This window comes from Fibrisoma limi BUZ 3 (assembly GCF_000296815.2).
Taxonomy (GTDB): Bacteria; Bacteroidota; Bacteroidia; order Cytophagales; family Spirosomataceae; genus Fibrisoma; species Fibrisoma limi.
Genome location: NZ_CAIT01000009.1, coordinates 1,190,683 through 1,211,549, shown reverse-complemented (window position 1 = coordinate 1,211,549; position 20,867 = coordinate 1,190,683). Strand labels below are relative to the sequence as shown.

Annotated in this window: 18 protein-coding genes; 11 read left to right on the top strand and 7 right to left on the bottom strand. The window is 53.1% G+C overall.

Translation table 11 applies throughout. The features are described 5' to 3' along the window. Positions 1-68 precede the first annotated feature (68 nt). Complete coding sequence (gene rsmH, locus BN8_RS24630; protein WP_009284663.1) at positions 69-974, bottom strand: 16S rRNA (cytosine(1402)-N(4))-methyltransferase RsmH; 906 nt, start codon at positions 972-974, stop codon at positions 69-71. Positions 975-1,027: 53 nt separating this feature from the next. Between rsmH and BN8_RS24625 the strand changes: the two genes are divergently transcribed. The 7 genes from BN8_RS24625 to BN8_RS24595 all read left to right on the top strand — a co-directional run bounded on the left by BN8_RS24625 (position 1,028) and on the right by BN8_RS24595 (position 9,565). Further along, the gene (locus tag BN8_RS24625) at positions 1,028-2,272 is read left to right on the top strand and encodes a TlpA disulfide reductase family protein (RefSeq protein ID WP_009284662.1); all 1,245 of its coding nucleotides are present in this window, start codon (positions 1,028-1,030) and stop codon (positions 2,270-2,272) included. 158 nt (positions 2,273-2,430) lie between these two features. After that, complete coding sequence (locus BN8_RS24620) at positions 2,431-2,901, top strand: MarR family winged helix-turn-helix transcriptional regulator (RefSeq protein ID WP_009284661.1); 471 nt, start codon at positions 2,431-2,433, stop codon at positions 2,899-2,901. A gap of 171 nt (positions 2,902-3,072) precedes the next feature. Beyond that, on the top strand, positions 3,073-5,523 hold the full coding sequence (locus tag BN8_RS24615) for a 3-hydroxyacyl-CoA dehydrogenase/enoyl-CoA hydratase family protein (RefSeq protein ID WP_009284660.1): 2,451 nt from the start codon (positions 3,073-3,075) through the stop codon (positions 5,521-5,523). A 247-nt stretch (positions 5,524-5,770) separates the two neighbouring features. Continuing rightward, positions 5,771-7,432 (top strand): 7TM diverse intracellular signaling domain-containing protein, encoded by a 1,662-nt coding sequence (locus BN8_RS24610; RefSeq protein ID WP_009284659.1) that lies wholly within the window; start codon positions 5,771-5,773, stop codon positions 7,430-7,432. Between the two features lie 138 nt (positions 7,433-7,570). Next, a complete protein-coding gene (locus BN8_RS33430) occupies positions 7,571-8,209 on the top strand; it encodes a hypothetical protein (RefSeq protein WP_040006501.1) in 639 nt (212 codons plus the stop codon). A 134-nt stretch (positions 8,210-8,343) separates the two neighbouring features. After that, on the top strand, positions 8,344-9,144 hold the full coding sequence (locus tag BN8_RS24600) for an L-type lectin-domain containing protein (protein WP_192579090.1): 801 nt from the start codon (positions 8,344-8,346) through the stop codon (positions 9,142-9,144). 55 nt (positions 9,145-9,199) lie between these two features. Continuing rightward, positions 9,200-9,565, top strand: coding sequence for a T9SS type B sorting domain-containing protein (locus tag BN8_RS24595; protein WP_009284657.1), 366 nt, complete (start codon positions 9,200-9,202; stop codon positions 9,563-9,565). Between the two features lie 118 nt (positions 9,566-9,683). Here BN8_RS24595 and BN8_RS24590 read toward each other — a convergent pair whose 3' ends face one another. The 6 genes from BN8_RS24590 to BN8_RS24565 form a co-directional block, all read right to left on the bottom strand. Then, on the bottom strand, positions 9,684-10,337 hold the full coding sequence (locus tag BN8_RS24590; RefSeq protein WP_009284656.1) for a DedA family protein: 654 nt from the start codon (positions 10,335-10,337) through the stop codon (positions 9,684-9,686). Between the two features lie 87 nt (positions 10,338-10,424). Beyond that, a complete protein-coding gene (locus BN8_RS24585; protein ID WP_009284655.1) occupies positions 10,425-12,308 on the bottom strand; it encodes an ABC-F family ATP-binding cassette domain-containing protein in 1,884 nt (627 codons plus the stop codon). Positions 12,309-12,363: 55 nt separating this feature from the next. Then, the gene (locus BN8_RS24580; RefSeq protein ID WP_051041126.1) at positions 12,364-13,287 is read right to left on the bottom strand and encodes a hypothetical protein; all 924 of its coding nucleotides are present in this window, start codon (positions 13,285-13,287) and stop codon (positions 12,364-12,366) included. An 83-nt stretch (positions 13,288-13,370) separates the two neighbouring features. After that, the gene (locus tag BN8_RS24575) at positions 13,371-14,810 is read right to left on the bottom strand and encodes a S41 family peptidase (protein ID WP_009284653.1); all 1,440 of its coding nucleotides are present in this window, start codon (positions 14,808-14,810) and stop codon (positions 13,371-13,373) included. Positions 14,811-14,942: 132 nt separating this feature from the next. After that, positions 14,943-15,755 carry a PepSY-like domain-containing protein gene (locus tag BN8_RS24570; RefSeq protein WP_009284652.1) on the bottom strand — a complete coding sequence of 271 codons (813 nt, stop codon included), beginning with the start codon at positions 15,753-15,755 and terminating at the stop codon, positions 14,943-14,945. A gap of 32 nt (positions 15,756-15,787) precedes the next feature. Further along, positions 15,788-16,492 (bottom strand): hypothetical protein, encoded by a 705-nt coding sequence (locus BN8_RS24565; protein WP_144051801.1) that lies wholly within the window; start codon positions 16,490-16,492, stop codon positions 15,788-15,790. 196 nt (positions 16,493-16,688) lie between these two features. On the opposite strand from BN8_RS24565, the gene BN8_RS24560 reads away from it, so the two are divergent. From BN8_RS24560 to folK, 4 genes are all read left to right on the top strand, one after another. Next, the gene (locus BN8_RS24560; RefSeq protein WP_009284650.1) at positions 16,689-17,285 is read left to right on the top strand and encodes an RNA polymerase sigma factor; all 597 of its coding nucleotides are present in this window, start codon (positions 16,689-16,691) and stop codon (positions 17,283-17,285) included. Beyond that, positions 17,275-19,239 carry a hypothetical protein gene (locus BN8_RS24555; protein ID WP_009284649.1) on the top strand — a complete coding sequence of 655 codons (1,965 nt, stop codon included), beginning with the start codon at positions 17,275-17,277 and terminating at the stop codon, positions 19,237-19,239. The genes BN8_RS24560 and BN8_RS24555 overlap by 11 nt, the downstream gene beginning before the upstream one ends. A 65-nt stretch (positions 19,240-19,304) precedes the next feature. Then, the gene (locus BN8_RS24550) at positions 19,305-20,300 is read left to right on the top strand and encodes a formylglycine-generating enzyme family protein (protein ID WP_009284648.1); all 996 of its coding nucleotides are present in this window, start codon (positions 19,305-19,307) and stop codon (positions 20,298-20,300) included. 56 nt (positions 20,301-20,356) lie between these two features. Continuing rightward, positions 20,357-20,854 carry a 2-amino-4-hydroxy-6-hydroxymethyldihydropteridine diphosphokinase gene (gene folK / locus BN8_RS24545; RefSeq protein ID WP_009284647.1) on the top strand — a complete coding sequence of 166 codons (498 nt, stop codon included), beginning with the start codon at positions 20,357-20,359 and terminating at the stop codon, positions 20,852-20,854. Positions 20,855-20,867 lie beyond the last annotated feature (13 nt).

Below are 20,867 nucleotides of genomic sequence, written 5' to 3'. Positions count from 1 at the left end.
TCAAAACTACAGAAAGGGTGATCAATAAAAAAGCCGACGTACTGGCGCAGGTCGGCTTTTAAACGAATTTAAATCTTTTCGGCAATCCGGAGTTTAGCGCTCCGTGCCCGCGGGTTGCGGCTGATCTCGTCGGGGGAGGCTTCGATGGGTTTGCGCGTCACCGACTGCAACGGTTTGATCTCATTCCCGAACAGGTCTTTTTCGACGTCGCCCTGAAACTTTCCTTTGTTGATAAAATTTTTGACCAGCCGATCCTCCAGTGAGTGATACGACAAGACAACCAGCCGGCCTCCCGGTTTCAGTACGTCCGGTACCTGTTCCAGAAACTCTTCGAGGGCTTTTAACTCATCGTTCACCTCAATGCGAAGCGCCTGAAATACCTGCGCGAAGTACTTGTTCTCCTTGCCGCGCGGGGCATAGCGCTGTAAGGCCGTTTTTAGTTCATTGACGGTATTGATAGTCCGGTTCGAACGGGCCGAAACAATAGCCGATGCAGCCGTGCGGGCGTTCGTAATTTCGCCGTACATGCCCAGAATCCGGTGAAGTTCAGCCTCCGGATAGTCGTTCACGACCTCGCGTGCCGTGCGTTCGGCCTGCTGGTTCATACGCATATCGAGATCGGCGTCGAAACGGGTCGAAAAGCCGCGTTCAGGCGTATCGATCTGGTGCGACGAAATGCCGAGGTCGGCCAGAATACCGTCGATGCCATCGGCTTTATAGAGCCGTAGATACCGCTTAAGGTTGCGGAAATTCGAGGCAATGAACGTGAGCCGTTGGTCGTTGAGCGCCTGCGCGTTAGCTTTGGCGTCGGCGTCCTGATCGAAGGCGAAGAGCCGCCCTTCCTCCAGCCGTCGTAAAATTTCGCGGCTGTGGCCCCCGCCACCGAAGGTCACGTCAACATACGTACCGCCGGGCTGCAGGGCCAGACCATCGATGCATTCGTGTAATAAAACAGGTTGGTGATAATCAGTCATGAAGAAACTAACCGTTCGTTGCGGTCGTTACAAACATATCTTTTCTTTACCGTATGAAAAAGCGCTTCGCTATAACGGCTTCACTACTGCTTTCATGCTCTTTCCTGTTTGGTCAAACGTCAACCGCCATTAAACCCGGTGTTTACCGCGCTGTGCTGAAAACGCGTGGTGGCGACTTACCATTTGGGCTCGACATCCAACCGGCAGGCAAGACCTATACGGTTTTTGCCCTGAACGGTACCGAACGGCTCAAAATGGACCCCGCTACGCTCGAAGGCGATTCGCTCCACATTCCTATGGCACTGTTTGAGTCGGAACTGGTGGCAAAACCCGACGGTGATGTGCTGCGCGGTGTCTGGCGTCGGCGCCGGACGGCCAGGCAGTATCAGACAATGCCGTTCGAAGCCCGCTACGGCGTTACGCACCGATTTGCAGACCAGCCCGGCAAACCAGCCGGTACTACCTCGTTAACCGGCAAATGGGCAACGGAGTTTGGCAAGGCTAAAGGGGCTGTGGATACGGTCAATGCCGTTGGGGTGTTTGATCAGCAGGGGAGTCGCGTGACGGGTACCTTCCTGACACCCACCGGCGACTATCGCTATCTGGCCGGCGACGTAGTGGGCGACAGCCTGTTTCTCTCCTGCTTCGACGGTACGCACGCGTTCCTGTTTAAAGCCAAACACAACTCCGCCAACAACACGCTGGCTGGTGGGTTCTGGTCTGGCTTTACTGGCTACGAACCGTGGGTAGCCCGGTTCGATCCCAACGCTGCACTACCTGATCCGGCATCACTAACCTACATCCGGCCCGGACAGACGTTTGCGTTCTCGTTTCCAGAGCCTAATGGCAAGCTGGTGTCGCTGAACGATCCTCGCTTCAAGGACAAAGTGACGGTCATCCAGATTCTGGGAACGTGGTGCCCGAACTGCATGGACGAAACCGTATTTCTTAGCCCGTGGTACAAACGGAATCGGTCGCGGGGCGTCGAAGTGGTGGGGCTGGCGTTCGAGAAAACGGCCGAGATGAATGAATCTGGTCCGAAAATCGAGCGGATGAAGCAACGCTTTGGCATCGACTACCCCGTTGTTCTGGCCGGAACGAACGACAAAGCCGAGGCATCAAAAGCCTTACCGGCATTGAACCGGGTGGTGGCGTTTCCAACCACCCTATTCGTGGACAAGAAAGGGCAGGTACGGCATATCCATACCGGCTTCTCCGGCCCTGGAACGGGCAAATACTATGACCAGTACGTAGAGGAGTTTAATCGGCTGATCGATAAACTGCTTTCCGAATCCTGATAGTTGCTGTTGTTGTTATTCGCGTTTTTCCTATTGAGTGCTTAGGCCGCAGGGTAGACACCTGTCGTCCCGGGCGCTCATTGTTTATAATAGTATGCTTGCATAATATCTCCAAAAAATTGTAGATTTACACATTGGAAGGGGAGTGCGACATCATTATGAAAAAAGAGAAAACCGTTGATTTTCACATAAAATGGAGCTGGCATGCCATTTCGCGCATGTACAATGCCTACGCAGCCCGCTACGACATGACAATGGCGATCGGCTACGTGCTGCTCAACATCGACCTGGAAGACGGTACGCCCGCTACTAAAATCGGCCCGCTGCTGGGGATGGAGCCCCGCAGTCTGGTACGTATGCTGAAAAGCCTGGAGGAGCGAGGCTGGATACGGCGCGAAATCGATGAAAGTGACAAGCGGTTCGTCCGGATTTACCTGACCGACGAGGGGAAAAAGAAGCGCGAAATCGCCCGGGAAGGGGTAATTCAGTTTAATAACCTGATCCGGGAGAAAATACCGCTCGAAAAACTGGTTTTGTTCTTTGACGTTATCAAAGACATAAACCGGCTGGTTGAGGAAGAAAACGCCAAGCTGAAAGCCAACGAAACCGAAGAGCTGACGCTGGAGTAAGCCACTGCCTGTATGCTTATCCCCAAAGACCAGAGTTGAAGAACTACAAAAATTAGCAAATACCAATAGGAATGCGTTTGATCCGGATGAGATGCACTGATAAGAACTACCTTCATTAGGTATAAGTGCATCTTAGCCGTGGCATCTGTATTCCGTCACTACTGCTAACGTATGGAAGCAACCTTAGAACAACCAAAAACCGCCTTAAAAAACCGCAGCATCCGGCGCGTGGCCGTGCTGGGTTCAGGAATTATGGGTTCGCGCATTGCGGCCCACTTTGCCAACATTGGACTTGAGGTCCTGCTGCTCGACATCGTGCCGCAGCAACTGACTCCGGCTGAGGAAGCCAAGGGCCTGACACTCGATAAACCCGCCGTTCGTAACCGTTTAGTGAACGATGCGTGGCAGAATACCCTCAAGGCGACGCCCGCTGCCTTGTACAGTTCAAAATTTGCGGAACGTGTAAAGCTGGGCAATTTTGACGATAACCTGAAAGACATCGGTACGTATGACTGGATCATTGAGGCCATTGTAGAGCGGCTGGACATCAAACGGTCGTTGTACGAGCGGGTCGAACAGTTCCGCAAGGAAGGTACACTTATTACGTCCAATACGTCGGGAATTCCGATGCATCTGCTGGCCGAAGGCCGGAGCGACGACTTCCGGCGGCATTTCTGCGGTACCCACTTTTTTAACCCACCCCGCTACCTGCGCCTGCTCGAAATCATTCCGGGACCCGACACCGATTCGGCCGTAATTGATTTCCTGATGAAGTACGGCGATCTGTATCTGGGTAAAACCACCGTACTGTGTAAAGATACCCCCGGTTTCATCGCCAACCGCCTGGGTATTCAGTCGCTGGTGCAGACGATCCGGGTGGCCGAAGACCTGGGGCTTACCGTCGAAGAAGTGGATAAGCTGACCGGACCCGTAGTGGGTCGGCCGAAATCAGGTACGTTCCGGCTGTCGGATGTAGTAGGCCTGGATACGACCGTCAACGTCGCGAATAACCTCGTTAAGATGGAGCACGACGAGTCGCGGGAGTCGTTCCAACTGACGGCGTCCATGCAGAAGCTGATGGAAAACAAGTGGCTCGGCGACAAAACGGGGCAGGGGTATTACAAGAAAACTAAAGACGAAAATGGGCAGACGGTCATTCTGGCCCTCGACCTGAAAACGTACGAATACAAGCCGTCGCAGAAGGTCAAATTCGCGACGCTGGAAAGTACGAAGGCCATCGAAAACCTGCGCAAACGGTTCCCGGTACTGCTGGCCGGTCAGGATAAAGCCGGAGAGTTTTACCGCCGGACGTTTGCTGATGGCTTCCGGTACGCAACGAATCGTATCCCTGAGATTTCTGATGAACTGTACCGTATCGATGCGGCTATTACAACCGGCTTCGGCTGGCAGTTGGGTCTTTTCGAAACCTGGGATGCCATTGGCGTTCGCAAAGGGGTTGAGCTGATCGAGTCGCAGGGGCAGAAACCTGCTCAGTGGGTATACGATATGCTCGACGCCGGTTTTGAGTCTTTCTACAAAGTGGAAGGGGGCAAGCGGCTGTATTACGACATTCAGACCAAGAACTATAAGCCGGTTCCGGGGGCTGAGGAGTTTATCATTCTCGAAAACATTCGGGGCGACGATCCCTCGAACAACGTAGTCTGGAAGAACGCAGGCGTCCACCTGTACGATCTCGGCGACGGTATTCTGAACGTTGAATTCCGCAGTAAGATGAATACCTTCGGTTTGGAAGTAATGAAAGGTATCAACAAAGCCATCAGCATTGCTGAGAAAGATTTCCGGGGGTTAGTCATCGGTAACGATTCGACAGAAGCGTTCTCCGCGGGGGCAAACCTGGGTACGTTGTTCATGCTGGCGGTTGAACAGGAATTCGATGAGATCAACCTGATGATCGCCCAGTTTCAGCAGGTAATCCGACGCATCCGGTACTCATCAATTCCGGTGGTTGTGGCTCCACACACCCTGACGCTGGGTGGCGGCTGCGAAGCCGTCCTGCACGCCGACCGCGTTGTGGCGCACGCCGAAACTTACATGGGGCTGGTCGAAGTGGGTGTTGGTCTGATTCCAGCCGGTGGCGGTACGAAGGAAATGGCCGCCCGCGCGTCGGACCTGTATCAGACCGGTGACCCGGAGCTGAACATTCTCCAGAACATTTACATGAACATCGCGACGGCGAAGGTGTCGACGTCGGCACAGGAAGCGCGTGATATGAACTACCTCCGGGCGGGCGATCAGATTGTTCTGAACCGTAGTCGGCTACTGGCGGAGGCCAAGCAGGCGGTTATCGAACTGGCTGATAATGGCTACGTTCAGCCGAAGCCTCGCACGGACATCAAGGTGCAGGGAAAAACCGGCATTGCGTTGTTCAAGGCGGGTATTACGGCCATGCGCATGGGACGATACATTTCCGAACACGATATGAAGATTGCCGATAAATTGGCGTACGTCATTTGTGGCGGTGACCTGAGCGCTCCTCAGATGGTGTCGGAACAGTATCTGCTGAATCTGGAGCGCGAAGCCTTCCTGTCGCTGTCGGGTGAGAAGAAAACGCTGGAGCGGATTCAAAGCCTGCTGGCCGGTGGCAAGCCCGTACGGAATTAACAAGGAAGTTCTACAAGGCTATTGCCTGCACTAAATCAAACGCCCTGCTGAGTTGTCAGCAGGGCGTTTGATTTAGTGCAGCGTATAAGTGTATTAAATGATTGTTGTTGAGAAAGTTGCTAGTGGCAGGAGACTAAACGCTCGAAAGGATTAGTCTACTCTTTTAGGCTGGAAGCTTATTTACAATGTAAGGCGAATACGTTAATATTACCGGCAGTAACTACTTAAGTATACCCACCTTTTTTCATTGAGACACTGTACACTTGTTCTGCTAGTTTGCTGCCTGTTATTTATCCGGGACACCCTGGGGCAGCGTATTATTCACTATACCCAGTCCGACGAGTTGGTTGAAATGGGTAGCTACGCCCGCTACTTCGAAGATACCTCCAACCAACTGACTCACCAGCAAGTTAGTCGGCTGCCTGACAGCCGGTACGCCGACAGTCCCGACAAAATCCTTAACCTGGGATTTACGCCCTCCCGCATCTGGCTGAAATGGGACATTCACAACCAGACCAACGAACCGGTTTATGCCGTTCTGGAAGCCCAGGATATTGACTACATCGATGCGTACGTCGTGGGCGAGGATACTACCTATTTTGTGGAAACCGGTGTATTACGTCCCTTCGCCAACCGATACTTTGGTACCAACAGCATTGTGCTTTACCTGGGCAAAGCACCTAAGCAGCTTTATATCGCCCTGAAGGACATGAACGGGCTGGTGTTGCCCATCAAGCTCGGCACGGTTCGGCCGGTGATGCACAAAGTGTACCGCGAAACGATGATCAACGCGTTTGTGATTGGGGTCATGGCGCTGATTGCCCTCTTCAGCTTCTTTATGTACGTATCCCTGCGCGACCGGACGTTTCTGCTCTACGCCCTGCACGTGGTCTTTTCGGCGCTCACACTGCTCACCTTTGAGGGGTATTTGTTTGATCTGCTCTGGCGGGACATGCCTTACATGAACAATGGCATCAATTCCAGTCTGATCCGGCTAGGTACACTGCTGACAAGCATTGCCTTTTCTGCTGCCTTCCTGAATATTAGTGCGGTCCGGCCGTACATGGTCCGGGCGTATCAGGGCGTGGCTCTGCTGGCAATCGGGGTGGTGGTCGCTAAGATTATGGGCATTCAGCGCGCTGAAATGGCCTTTAACGTGATCGTGCTGGTTACGTTTCTTTCCTTTCTGGGTGTGGGCTTCTGGCTGTATCGTCGGGGCTTCCGGCCGGCGCGGTTCTATCTGCTGGGCTGGGGCATCTATATCGTTGAAATCCTGCTGCTAATACTGACGCTGTTCAATGTCATTTCCTTCGATCATGTCTTTACCTATTACGGCTACCAGATCGGGGCCGTTTGTCAGGCTACCCTGCTGACGTTTGCGGTCATGGACCGTATCAATACATTGCGCGACGGCATTCGGCAGGCCCAGGAACTGGCCCTCAAACGGCTCGAAGAAAATGAGCAGTTGATGGCCCGTCATAACGAAGTGCTTGAAAAACAGTTGCAGCGATCCGAGTCCTCGCCAACTGACGACCTGCAGCAACTACTCCGTATGATCCGCGACGAGCGCGAGAAGGTGAAGAAGATACCGATTCCTACGCTGGAGGGTGTCTTGCTGTTCACCGCCGAGGATATTGTGCGGATTGAAGCGATGGGGAGTTATTCGACCGTTCACTTCACCAACCGCAAAGAAATGGTAGCCTCCCGCTCCATTGCCGAGTTCGAACAGGTGCTGGCCGATCATGACCTCTTTTTCAAGGTGCACAAATCGCACATGGTCAACCTGAACTACATCATGAAATACCGGCGGGGCGAAGGCGGTACGCTGGTCATGACTGATGGCAGCGAGGTAGACGTGGCCCGGCGCGTCAAGCCCGATTTCTTGAAAAAGATGGGCCTGGAGAACTAAAAAGCCGTCTACTGCCCGGCTGTTTGTCTCTGATTTTCCCGCCGAACATAAACCCGGACTCGCCGAAGGTAAACCGTCACTTTCGGAGCGGTGTGGAGGAGTCTACTTTTGGCTCAGTCATTCACTAAGCCAACTCACATGAAAACTCCTCTACTGCTCTGCTCGGTTCTGTTCTTCGTGCTGGTCAATCCAACTTTGAGTCACTCCCAGCGTAAGGCTAGGTTGTATCGTGTCGTAATAACGACTACTAATCACTACCAGATTAAGGGCATTCTACATAGCGTAACTGATTCGACGCTGACGTATGTTTCAAATACTCCGCAAGCTATCCGTTCACTTCGGGACGGGGAGCCGCACCTGTACACAATAAAGGCTAATGATATTCGTCAGATAACTATTCGACGTAAAGGGCAGGTGTTATGCTCCATGATAAGAGGAGCCGGTGTTGGCTTAGCGCTGAGTGTTACACTGGCTACGTTTACAGAACCCGGAGATGTCGGCCGTTTAGACTGGGGAGGGTCATCACCTGGCTCCAGCACCTTCAGGCCGGGAGTCGCCCTTCTAAATGGCCTGCGGTGGCTTATGATATACATAGCCCCGCTTAGCGGAGCGGAGACAGGCGCTTTGATAGGAGCACTTCGTCGAAAAAAGGTAATACTTGGCAATGGCAGCTTTTCATTCAAAGCTAAACGTCCTTCTATCGAGCCATTTGCGTACGAGTATCAGGTAATGTGTAACCAGGACACAACCCAGGTTCAGCCAGCTACACTTCAGTAGAACCATAGCAGTAAGTACCCCCTTCTATCCACACAGAAAATAGGTGAGGTAACGTCGTTGGTACGTTACCCACCTTAAAAGCAGGTAGTATGAATGCCTATACTATACGTCTTTGCTTTGTTCTACTCACAGCTTTGGTCGTACATAAACGCGAGTGTTTTGCCCAGTATCGCCTTCGGGGAACGGCTAAAGCAATTAGTGGAACAGACTGTTTCCAACTGACCGACCGGCTGAATGGCGAATACGGAGCGGTCTGGTACGATCAGAAGCTGGATTTAAGAGCCTCATTCAGCTTGGAGTTTACCCTGAATTTTGACAACAACCCGAACGGCGCCGACGGCATGATGTTCGTCATGCAAACGGTAGGGCCTAATGCACTCGGTACGAGCGGCCAGGGGTTAGGCTTTGCCGGTTTTGACCCGTCTTTAGGGGTGGAATTTGACACCTATATCAATCGGGATTATGGCGATCCGCTGTACGACCATATGGCTGTTCTGCGCGATGGGAGTACTAATCATCGCCTGCCTTCCAATCTGACGGCACCTACCCGCATCAAACCCAACAAAGACATCGTAAAAGACGGACTCGATTATAGAATCCGGATAGTGTGGGAGGCACAAGATCGCCGATTAAAGGTATTGGTTGACTGTGAAGAACGTATTAATGTGACAATCAACTTAATCAATGACGTTTTCAAGGGAAACCCTCAGGTTTGGTGGGGCTTTACGGCATCGACGGGCTTTTATTCTTGCCGACAGACGGTCTGTTTAACTAAGACTATTGTTGAGAAGACAACCTATCAGGTTTGTCAGGGTGAGCCTGTTCAGTTACTAGGCCGGCCGTCTGTCGTCACCGAACGTTCGTTTTCCTGCCGACAAACTGTATTGTCTTGGCGAAGGCCCTGTAACCTTATCGGTAGAAACACAGGAACCTAACCTGAGCTTTTCCTGGTCACCCCGTGCTGGTGACCAGGCAGTTCACACTATCAGTTTGCCAGGCACTTACCGGGTCGTGGTCACCAACCCGGATGGCTGTACGGTCGCCCAGCAGTTTACGGTTAATGAGTATTGCCAGCCCCGGATCTTTATACCCGGTGCCTTTTCACCAAATGGCGATAATCAAAATGATGAACTGGAGGTCTTTCATGAAGGTGTCAGCGAACTTGAACTGCTGATTTATAACCGATGGGGCAGCGTTATTTTTTCAACCACCGACCCAGCAAAGCGTTGGGATGGAACCAGTAGGGGCACACCCTGTGATTCCGGTGTTTATGCTTATCTGCTGAGGTATAAATCTGCCATGGAGCCGAGCAGTCCTTTTATCCAGAAGACCGGGCAGGTAACACTTCTTCGGTGATGGGTGGTCAGGATACAGCCTACGTTTAATTGACCGTATTTCAGTGGGGACCTCCTAAAATAAAGCAACCGATGACCCTACAGGGCATCGGTTGCTTTATTGTGTTAACAGCATCGGGTCAGACCTTCTCGGCCTTCTGTTCGGCCTGCATATCCCGGCGGGCGTTCAGGTAGCCGCGAACCACCGTGAACGTAGTAATGCCAAGGAAAAAGAAGATGATGTAATGGACGTAGTCAACAATCCACGGAAACTTTTCGCCGAAATAATAGCCGCCCCCTACTAACGAGAAAACCCAGATAGCGCCACCTATTACGTTATAAAGCAGGAAGTACCGGAAATTCATGTGAATCAAACCGGCCAGAAGCGGGGCAAACGTGCGTACGATCGGCAAAAACCGGGCTACGATCAGTGCCCAGTTACCGTAGCGGGCAAACGCCTGCCGTGTACTTTCGATATACTTTTTCTTGAAGAACAACCCATCCGGCCGGTTCTGGATACGACCACCAAAATAATGGCCCGTCAGATACCCCGTCAGTGAGCCAAAGACAGCCGCGCCGAAAATACAGGCCAGCAGGAGCCACAGCGGTACGTTCAGTATCTTGGTGCCGGCAAACACCCCCGACAGAAACAGCAGGTAATCGCCCGGCAGGAAAAAACCGAAGAAAAAACCGTTCTCAACAAAGATGATCAGCGTCACCAACACCAGTCCTCCGGTGCGGATAATTTCCTCGGAGTTGAGTAGGTACTGAATAAAGTCAATGATCTGGTCCATGGTAGAGGATTGAATGATTGAGTCACTGAATAACTGAATGGCTGAGTAGTATTAAAGCAATTATTCGATAATTCAATCACTCGTCAATTATACGTACTCAGCCAGCTCGAGCCAGCGGTCTGACTTCTGGGCAATAAGCTGTTCGATCTCTTCGATTTCCCGCGCCCAGGCTGTCAGTTGCTCGTGGTGCCCACCCGCGTTGAGCTGACCCAATATGTCGGCTTTCCGTTGCTCGAGTGACTCTATTTCTTTTTCGAGCGTTTCGTACTCACGCTGTTCCTTGAACGACAAACGTTTTTTGGTCTCCGTTGGCGCAGCGGCCGGCGCCTTTGTAACTACCGGCTCTGACTTTTGGTTCTTTACCGGTTCATCAATTCGTTCGGAACGTTTAGGCTGACTATCACGCCATTCGCGGTAGTCGGTGTAGTTGCCCGGATAGTCGCGCACCTTACCCTCGCCTTCCAGCACAAATACGTGTTCGACCAACCGGTCCATAAAGTAACGGTCGTGGGTCACGATCAGTACACAGCCGGGGAAGTTCAGCAAAAACTCTTCCAGTACGTTCAGCGTCGTAATGTCAAGATCGTTGGTCGGCTCGTCGAGAATCAGGAAGTTTGGGTTCTGCACCAGAACGAGCAACAACTGGAGCCGCCGTTTTTCGCCCCCGCTGAGCTTTGATACGTAGTCGTACTGCTTCTGCCGGTTGAACAGAAAATGGTGCAGCAACTGGCTGGCCGTAACGGTCTCGCCGGTGGCCAGTTTCATTACCTCCGCCACATCCTGCACAACGTCGATGACGCGCTGATTTTCGGGCAGGTTCAGTTCGCTTTGCGTATAATAACCGAATTTGACCGTGCCGCCGGTCGTAATCTTCCCCGAATCCGGACGGAGCTGGCCGGTCAGCATATTGAGCAGCGTCGTTTTGCCCATGCCGTTTTTGCCGATCAGGCCAACCCGGTCGAACCGTTTGAACGTATAGGTAAAATGGTCGAGCAACACTTTCTCGGCGAACCGCTTGCTCAGGTTCTCAACTTCCAGAATCTTGCTGCCCAGCCGCGACGTCCGCAGGTTCAGGTCCAGTTCACCGTCGGTGCGACGACCAGCCGTTTTCTCCTGCAACTCGTTGAAAGCGTCGATGCGGTACTGTGCCTTCGTGCCCCGGGCTTTGGGTTGCCGACGCATCCACTCGAGTTCGCGCCGGAGGGTATTCCGGTTTTTGTCCAGCTCGGAGGCTGCTGCGGCCTCGCGTTCATCCTTCTTTTCGAGGAAATAGGCGTAGTTGCCTTTGTAGGTGTAGAGCTGCCCCCCATCCAGTTCGGCGATCTGATTACAGACCCGATCCAGAAAATAGCGGTCGTGGGAGACCATCAGCAGCGTTCCGTTGTTGGTATTCAGGAAGGTTTCGAGGTATTCGATAGCTTCCAGATCGAGGTGGTTGGTCGGTTCGTCGAGAATGAGCAGGTCGGGGTTCTGGATCAATACCCGGGCCAGGGCCACCCGCTTGCGTTGGCCACCCGAGAGCGTAGCCACGGGCTGCTCAACGTCCTGAATCCCGAGTTCACCCAGAATCTGACGAATCTGCGCTTCGTAGTCCCAGGCTTCGAGCTTTTCCATATCGGTCATGGCGCGTTCGAGGGCCACCGGGTCGTCGTGGAGCAGGGCTTTTTCGTAGGCCCTTACTGCGTCCAGTTGAGCACTTTCACCGGCCAGTACCACCTCCATTACTGTGAGGGCTTCGTTGAGGTCGGGCTGCTGGTCCAGATAACCAATGGTGATGTCCTTGCGGTGACTGACGATACCTTCGTCGGGCTGGGTAGTACCGGCCAGTATAGACAGTAACGTCGTTTTGCCGGAGCCGTTAGCCCCAACAATGGCTACCTTATCGCCCCGGTTCAACCCGAAGGTCAGGTTGCGGAACAGGACGCGGTCGCCGTATGATTTGGAAAGGTTTTCTGCTGAAAGGTAATTCATAATCTTCTAACGCCGAAAATTACGAATTCCTTCCCGTTCGTGACGGGTAATTAGCTCAATTGAGCGAACGTATTTCGTTGCGCCGGCGTGGTTCACCGTTGCCGCGGAGGTTGTAAATGTTTGGCATTGATCGAAGATCGTAGCGCATGGCGTAGTTGAAACGCAGGGCTATACCAAACGTCCAGCCGTTGCCATTGCCGCGCAGGGTTGCGTTCTGCACAGCTCCTCCATTAACGCGATACGTTATATCGGTCCGTATGGAATTACCAAGACCCCAGTTCTTGCGCCCGAACAGGCTGAGTTCGGTCCGACCGCCCAACTGAAAGGTGTATTCGGCCGATGCTTCGGCCAATCCGCTCAGATGAGGGCTAATGCGCGTATTGCTCGTCAGGCGAAGCGTATCGATCTGATCGCGGCCATACATCCGGTATCCACCCCGGTAACCGATCAGGGATACGCGTTCGAGGGGCTGACCGGAGTTTGGCACGAGCCAGAGCCCCGCCCCGAGCCACAAGCCCGACCGGGTCATCGATTGCTTTCCAATTGGAAGTCTGTATTTGGTGCGTAACACGAACCCCTGCTTGTCGTTCGTATACCGGTACACCAGCGGAGCGAGCCCGTTCTGGATGGCAAGAGTGCTATGAATAGGTGACCGTGCGTAGCCACCTTCTACAGCCCACCGCTCGCGGCTAACCCAGCCCACCGTTGCGCCCCAGCCGGTTTTGACGGTCGTTTCCGTGCCGATCAATCCATTAAATGTACCATCGAGCTGGTTGATGTCCGTCCGGACGAATCCTTCGCCCGAAATGTACCAGCGCTCCCGGGTGTATATGCTCCCGTAGCGGGCAAGTGTCCGTTCAACCCTAGAACGGTTCAGGTCCGTACGTTCGGCGGGTAGCCGATAATAGTCGGTGATGGGCTGCGCAAGCCCTGAAACAACACCAACGGCAACAAAAAAGGTAGTTAGAAGTGTTTTCATACGTACGCACATCGAATGAGATTCTATCACTAACTCCCCCGTCCAAGAACGGAATGCAACTTACATTTACTTTACAAATTTGCCTATAATTTGTTCATTTTAAATTGCTTAAACATTCCGCTTCCGTTCGCTTTCCGGTCAATGGACGAGCCAATGCCAGGCAACGGATTCTTTTCGGGGGCCGACCGACGGGCCAGACGGCTACCGGTTATCTGAAACAACGCTTCGTTCAGCAATGCCTCGCGGGTGTCACCAAGTGGAAGCAGGCTAATGGGTTCTTCTACTTCAACATTCGGCTGGAATCCGCTGGCATAGTCGGACTGGCCAAGGCTATTGAACGATTTGAACACAATGGGCTGCATACCCCACTTAATCTTACCTGATTCGTCGGTCACCGTAATAGACCCCACATTCTTGCCATACGTTGCAGTGCCGATGGTCGTAACGGTCATAAAAGGTCGAAGTCCATTGATAATCAACTCGCTGGCCGAGGCTGTATAATCCGTTGTGAGCACAAATACACGCTGTAGGTTGGCGCCGATGTTCTGCGATTTATTGACGAAATTCTGGACAAAGAACGAGTCGCCGTATTCCTTTTGCAGATAAGGCGTCAGGGTTTTGTTCCATTCTTCGCGGAAATACACCTTGTTGGCATCGATGCCACGGCCAATCAGACTGGCCAGATTAACCGACGACGACGTGTAACCGCCCGGGTTGTAGCGCAGATCCAGCACTAACTCGTTGACCCCTTTTGCCTTGAATTCGCTGAAGATAGCGTCAATCTTCTGATCATATTCGGTGCCGTTGCTGCCGTTGGGAGCGGGATTAAACTGGTTGTACACCAGATAGCCAACGGTCTTGCCGCCAACCGTATAAACAGAGTCAAGAAAAACCGGGTCTTCCTGGAACGTAGTGGCCGTAACGATCCGGGTCTGGTCGGAATCCACCAGCGCCTGGTTACTCACCGTAGCGAGCCCGAAAGTATAGGTAGTTAGATTGCCAAACAGCAGCGATACGTAGTTGGTCGTATTTAATGTCTGGCCGTTCACTTTGGAAATAATGTCACCGCGTTTCATCCCAGCGGTGGCAGCCGGTGAGCCGGGCAGAACGTACACCACCTGCGCAATTACATCGCTGGAGTTCTGAGCGCGTAGGTACAGTGTAAATTCCATACCCGTGGTCTTGGTTTCTCCGCTCAGACTCGCCGTGAGGTCGTCGGCGCTCTCCTCAATCCAGGAGAATCGGTCGCCGTCGGGGCGCGCTACTTCATCGTATGTGTACAGAATGGAGTCAAAGAACTTGTCGGGCGACAGCGTTTCATCGGGATTGGCCGGAATCTTGTCATTCCAGTAATACAAATCCTGCATGTTTTCCAGAATCCAGTCATTAACGACCTTGTTCTCGGCTGCCGTGGTGGTAGCGTCCGGTACGACATCGGCCTCTTTCCGACAGGCGGATACACCCAGCACCGTGGTCAGTAAAGCTACATAGGTGGTATTGCGAAAGAATGAATATGTTCTCATCGTTGAGATTAGTTAGGCTGTATTCAACGTTAAAGAATAAGTCGGACGAGTCATGTGTACCCACGCGTACAGACGGCTGAAGGGATTGAGGGAAACACGAGCTCGTCCGACATTTATTTTTGGGTCAATTGATTAACGGTGACGTCTTACGACCTCAATGAATGTACCGTCGGCCGCAAAGAGTAAGCTAACCAGCCTGTTATCGGAGGTTTGTGCCCAGACGATGTACTGCCCTTCGGTATTTTTGGCGGCCTTCTTAACCGTACTGCCTGCATAGGTAGTCGATATGTAGCTCGTAACTGCAGCCGGCAGCGTAGCAATGTCGATGTCTGTGAACCGGCCGCGAAGCTGCTTTTCCAGCTCCTTGTTGAACGTACCGTCGAGGTTGAACAGGAGCGTTTTTGGCTGATCATTCACCGTAATCATGACGATGTAGCCGCGCGTGTTGTCCTTGGCGGCCACTTTCACCTGAGCACCGGCATAGTTGGTATTGATGTAGCTGGTGATGGCTGCGGGCAAATCCGTTTGGGCTATCTGCTGGAGGCTGTCCCGCTTACCGCCATGGCCGCGGCCGGGTCCGGGTTTGCCGGCTCGCATCGTTATCTCCTGACTGAACGTACCGTCGGCGTTAAACAACAGCGCTTTGGGCTGACTATTCTGAACAATACCGACGTAGAAGCGCCCGGTGTCATCTTTGGCTGCGTACTCAATCGTGGCACCGGCATAACTCGTGCTGATAAAACTTGTAATGGTGGCCGGCAGATCGGCGGTGGCTACTTTTGTTAGTTTCTGTTTGCAGAAAAATCCGGCGCTGTCGGTTGTAACGCGGGCACCCGACAAGGTACTTTCTTCCGTGGCTGGATCGACCGCCACCTGGTTTTGATTACAACCGTAAAGGCTTAGGCCCATCAGGGCAATGCAACCGATAATCAGTTTGCGTTTCATGGAGATGTATATAGGTAAATTGATTGGTAAGCTTAGTGAGATCGTTTTTCGGGACGGATTACCGGAGCCGAGTCAATGACCGTTGGCATGGCCTGGTAAAAAGCGTGCAGGTAACTGCCAATAATTTCGTGGCTAACGGCGCTCAGCAACCGCGGATCGTTGTCAAGGAAGTACTCGCTCTGGCAGCGAATCAGCGGATGCGTATCAAAAACACTGATACCATGCTGTTCGCCCAACGCCAGAAATAAGGGTCGACTACGTCCACAAAGCCATTGGGCTACCGGTTCCTGGTGAGGGATGGGGGTGAGCAGAATCACCTTATGGCGGAATGGCCTCAGGTGTTTCAACAGGGTAGCTAACTGGCTTTCCAGTTTCTTCAGGAGCGCTACCCGGCCAAACAGGTGATGCGCCCGAAGCCAGTGAACGCGCAGGCTGGTGGTCAGGTTGGCAAAGGCCCGAACCAGCGTATTAGACGATCCGGAGACTACCGTTGGTCCGAGCAGAAAGCTGTGGCCCAGTTCCAGCAGAATAAGGTCGTACCGGCTGCCATAGAGCCGGGGAAGCACCAGATTGGCCGACTCAACATCGAGGGGTGTGTGGTAGTCTACCTGCACCCGCTGACCAGACTGAACCAGCCGCCGGGCAAACTGCTCGACGAAACCCTGACCGGGCTTAACGCCAAGCCCACCGGCTGCCGGGCCGCCAATGACGAGAATATGTTGTGTTTTTGCTGCCATGCGAGCGAGATCAACCGTTAGGTGGGTGATCATCTAACCGCCATTACGCGGTGCCCTACGATGCCGTTGCAGCCACAGTTGAAAAATGTTGAAATAAAAAATTTTTGTAAAAAAGTTGTCCGGCGCTGCAACGATCGATAACGTTTTCGCGTACAGAAGAGGATAAAGACATTTACTGGCTTAATCGTCAACGCCGTTGCTGTTCCGGAAACGCTCTTCTTTTTCCGAAAATGACCTGCTGAGTGTCATTGAGGCATGCCGTGCCCAAAATGCGCAGGCACAACGGGTTCTGTTCAAACAGTTTTTTGGATATGCCAAAAGTGTCTGCATGCGCTACTCGTCTACCGTTGAGGAAGCGGAAGAGGTTCTCAATGAAAGCTTTCTGAAAGTTTTTCAGCATCTGCATCAGTACGATACGAGCCAGCCCTTTAAGGCATGGCTGCGGGCTATTCTGGTCAATACGGCCATCAGCTACTACCGCCGGTATCATAAAAATGAACCGGATTCGACGCTGGAAAATAGTCCCGAGCCAAGCTTTGACGACGATATACTGGATCGCATCACGGCCGAGGAGATTCTGGCTCTGGTGCAGGAACTGCCTCCAGTATGGCGAACGGTGTTTAACCTGCACGTAGTAGATGGCTACAGCTTACGCGAAATCGCCGATCTGCTACCCAGCAACGAAGCTACGGTCCGTTCGCACTTTCTGCGGGCGCGCCAGCGGCTCCAGCAACTTATAAAGCGACACTATCCTCATTTTTTTTTGACTGACATTCGCCCGTATGAACGATAAGTTTAATGATCGTATCCGCCAAAAGCTGGAGGACCTGCAACCTACCTACCGCGAAAAGGATTGGGTACGGATGCAGTCGTACCTGCACCAGCACGGCTTTCCGCCGGCCTGGTCTGGGGCCAGTCGGTGGCTACAGCCGGTGGCTACTGGTCTGACGGCCGCCAGTCTGCTGGTTGCGGTTGTCTGGCAATACCAGACCAATCGGGAGCTTCAGACCAAACTTGATTCGCTCAGCCAGACGGTGACTCGCCTGGAACAGTCCCAGACTGCCTTGCAACAGCCGCAACCGCGTGCTGATACGGTGTATATTACCCGTATAAATCCCATCCAGCCCCAACAAACTCCTTCACTATCGACCAATAACTCTACACTCACAGAAGCTGAGTCGGCTCGCCTTAGTCCAAATCAGCGGTTAGCCGGTTCCACCACCCAAGCGTCTAACGTACCGTCAGGCGTGATAGTAAATCGGACTAGGCCAAACCAACTCGCGTCTGACGGTACGTCTGACGCGCCCCAGCCTTCAGGCGTGACCCGGTCAGGCGTGACCCGGTCTGACGCTGTAACCCGCAGCAACACTAATGGAACCGAAACAGCAAACCCAACGGATTTACATAGAGTCGCGCCAAACAAACAACAGCGTATTCAAAACCAGTCAGACCTGGCCCGTTCCAGATCGACCGAACCCAATACACCGGTTGCTGTTGAAAGTCAGCCCGCTAGATCAGATAGGTTGCCTGACTCTAAGCAGCCAGAACATCAATCGGGTGTGAGCGAATTGCCGGGTCAGGTCACAACCGATCGGCAAGTAGCTAGCGGCAATACGTTTGATCGGACTACGCCACGGAGCCGTTCGGGTGTATCGGGTGAGCGGATGGCAACCAATACGTTGTCTGAGTTCGGCAATGCATCAAACAAGAGTCGCGGTCGTCGGACTAAAGGAGCCAAACCGACCGGCGAGGCAACCGGACTGGTATCGGCCAATGGGTCCGTGCTTCGTTCATCTGGCTACAAAGGGGGGCAAACTACCGATGCAGCGCCAAGAAATGAGGAAGATAATCAGCCGAAGCGAGGGATAAATCTGGCTGCTAATGAACAGGTCGAGGGAGCCGCAACAGGTAGCGATGAAAAACAGTTAACTGTGACGCCACTGCAACCGCTGGCTATTCAAACCAACACCGACGCCTTAGTAACACGATTTAACCGACGAGCCCGTCGAATCAAGCCGGCGACACCCTCGGCTCCCGTTACGTCCGTAGCCATCAACATTCCAAAACAGACATCGACGGATGCATCGAGTGCCGAGCCGGAGAGCGTCCGCCCGACGCCTTCAGGACAGGTACGTATTGGCGGAGCCGCCGAGGTGGGTACCAATCAGCAGAGTGTAGGGGCTTACGGGGAAGTGCTGCTGGGCCGACACTGGGCGGTAGGCATCGGCCTGAACCGGGTGTGGTTGCCCAGTGAGCGTTTCATTACCGAAGTGGATTTCCAGGATCAGAAACGTCATGATTTTCGGCGGGATTTTGGCCGGGGAGTAACGTACATCCACGATATTCTGGACATCAACCTACAGGGTTCCAGTTGGCAGCTGCCTATATCGGTGAGCTATCGGCTTCCGCTGAAACGGGGCTTCGTGCTGACTCCTTCGGTGGGAGCCAATCTGAGCGTTTATACCGAAGGGCAGGCTTCGTACCTGATCCGGCTGCGTTATATTCCGATACCGCAACCAGGGCCCGGCCCGAAACCAGGCTATGACAAAGACCGGATCGTTGAACTCAGGCAGCAGCAAACGAACGACCTCTATCACTCCTGGATGGTGTCGATGGGCGTTGAAAAGCAGATAAACCGGTTTGTGGTGCAGGCTAGTCCGTACGTTACTATTCCGTTCTGGCTATCGGACAACTCACTCAACAACACGTCGGTTGGCGTGCGGGCACGCGTATTGTTTCGGTTTTAAGTAAGGAGAAGGTTTGTATTTTTACCTTTCAATGGTAAATCGATTTCTCTTACAACAATCTGAATATGCGCTTACCCCATCTGGTGCCTGCGGTTTTGCTGGCGATGAGTTCGCTGGCAGCGTTTGCACAAACCCCCGACAAGTTTACATCCTACACCCAGGCAATTTCCGGCAGTAACCAGACCTACGAGATGGTAGCCATCCCCGGCGGAGAATTTATGATGGGCAGTCCGGTTACCGAAAAGGGGCGGAAACCCGACGAAGGGCCTCAGCATAAGGTAAAAATTGAGCCGTTCTGGATGGGAAAATATGAGGTGACCTGGGACCTGTACGACCTCTATGCGTTCAAGAACATGGAAACCGAAATGGCCGCCAAATACCCCGGTGGCGATCTGAGCAAAACCGACGCCAGCACACGGCCAAGTCCGCCCTACGTTGATATGTCGTTCGGAATGGGGCGGGCCGGCTATCCTGCGATTAACATGACCCAATACGCAGCTATCAAGTTCTGCGCCTGGCTCTACGACAAAACGGGTATTTTTTACCGCCTGCCCACGGAAGCTGAATGGGAATACGCCTGCCGTGCTAAAACGACGACACCTTATTCGTTCGGAGCCGACGTGAAAAAACTGGGCGAGTATGCGGTGTTCAAGGGAAACAGCGATGGAGCCTATAAGAAAATAGGTACCAAAAAGCCGAATCCGTTTGGTTTGTACGACATGCATGGCAACGTAATGGAGTGGACAAAGGATCAGTATATTCCGACCTATTACGCGTCAGTGGCCAAAGGAACCGTAAAGGAGCCGTACGCGCCGACGACTACCCTTTACCCCAATTCTGTCCGTGGGGGCTCGTGGGACGACGATCCGACTGTACTACGGTCGGCGGCCCGCACGCCCTCCGATCCATCGTGGAAAGTACTCGATCCGCAAAGCCCCAAGAGTGACTGGTGGCTCACGAGTGCCTCGTTCGTTGGTTTCCGCATCGTCCGCCCGGCCACCAAACCGAGCGACGAAGAAATCAAGTCGTATTACAACATCGAGCCAATCAAAGATTATTGATCTGATTAATTATACCCATTTTTGCAGCGGACACATCAACCTGTCCGCTGCAAAACATGCCAACAACTTACCTCCTTCTCGGTGCTAACCTCGGCGACCGCGTTGCTACGTTACGTCGTGCGGTCGATCTGATTGCTGAACGGGTAGGAACCGTAGCGCAGCAGTCGGCGGTGTACGAAACCGCGCCCTGGGGCGTTACGGACCAGCCTACGTTTCTGAATCAGGTGATAGCCGTGCAAATCGATGTCTCGCCGGAGGAAACGCTGACCCGAACGCAGGCCATTGAGCAGGAACTGGGGCGCGTCCGACACGAAAAGTGGGGCGCCCGCCTGATTGACATTGATATTCTCTACTACGATCAATTGGTTCTGCACACCGATACGCTGACGGTACCGCATCCGTACCTCCACGAACGGCGATTTACGCTCGTGCCCCTCGCTGACATCGCTCCTGATTTCGCACACCCAGTTTTTCACAAAACCACTACGGAGTTGTTAAACGAACTACCCGACGACGGTCAGGTTAATCGCTACGTACCTGGGCAATCGGTGTGAGTTAGCGGCATCA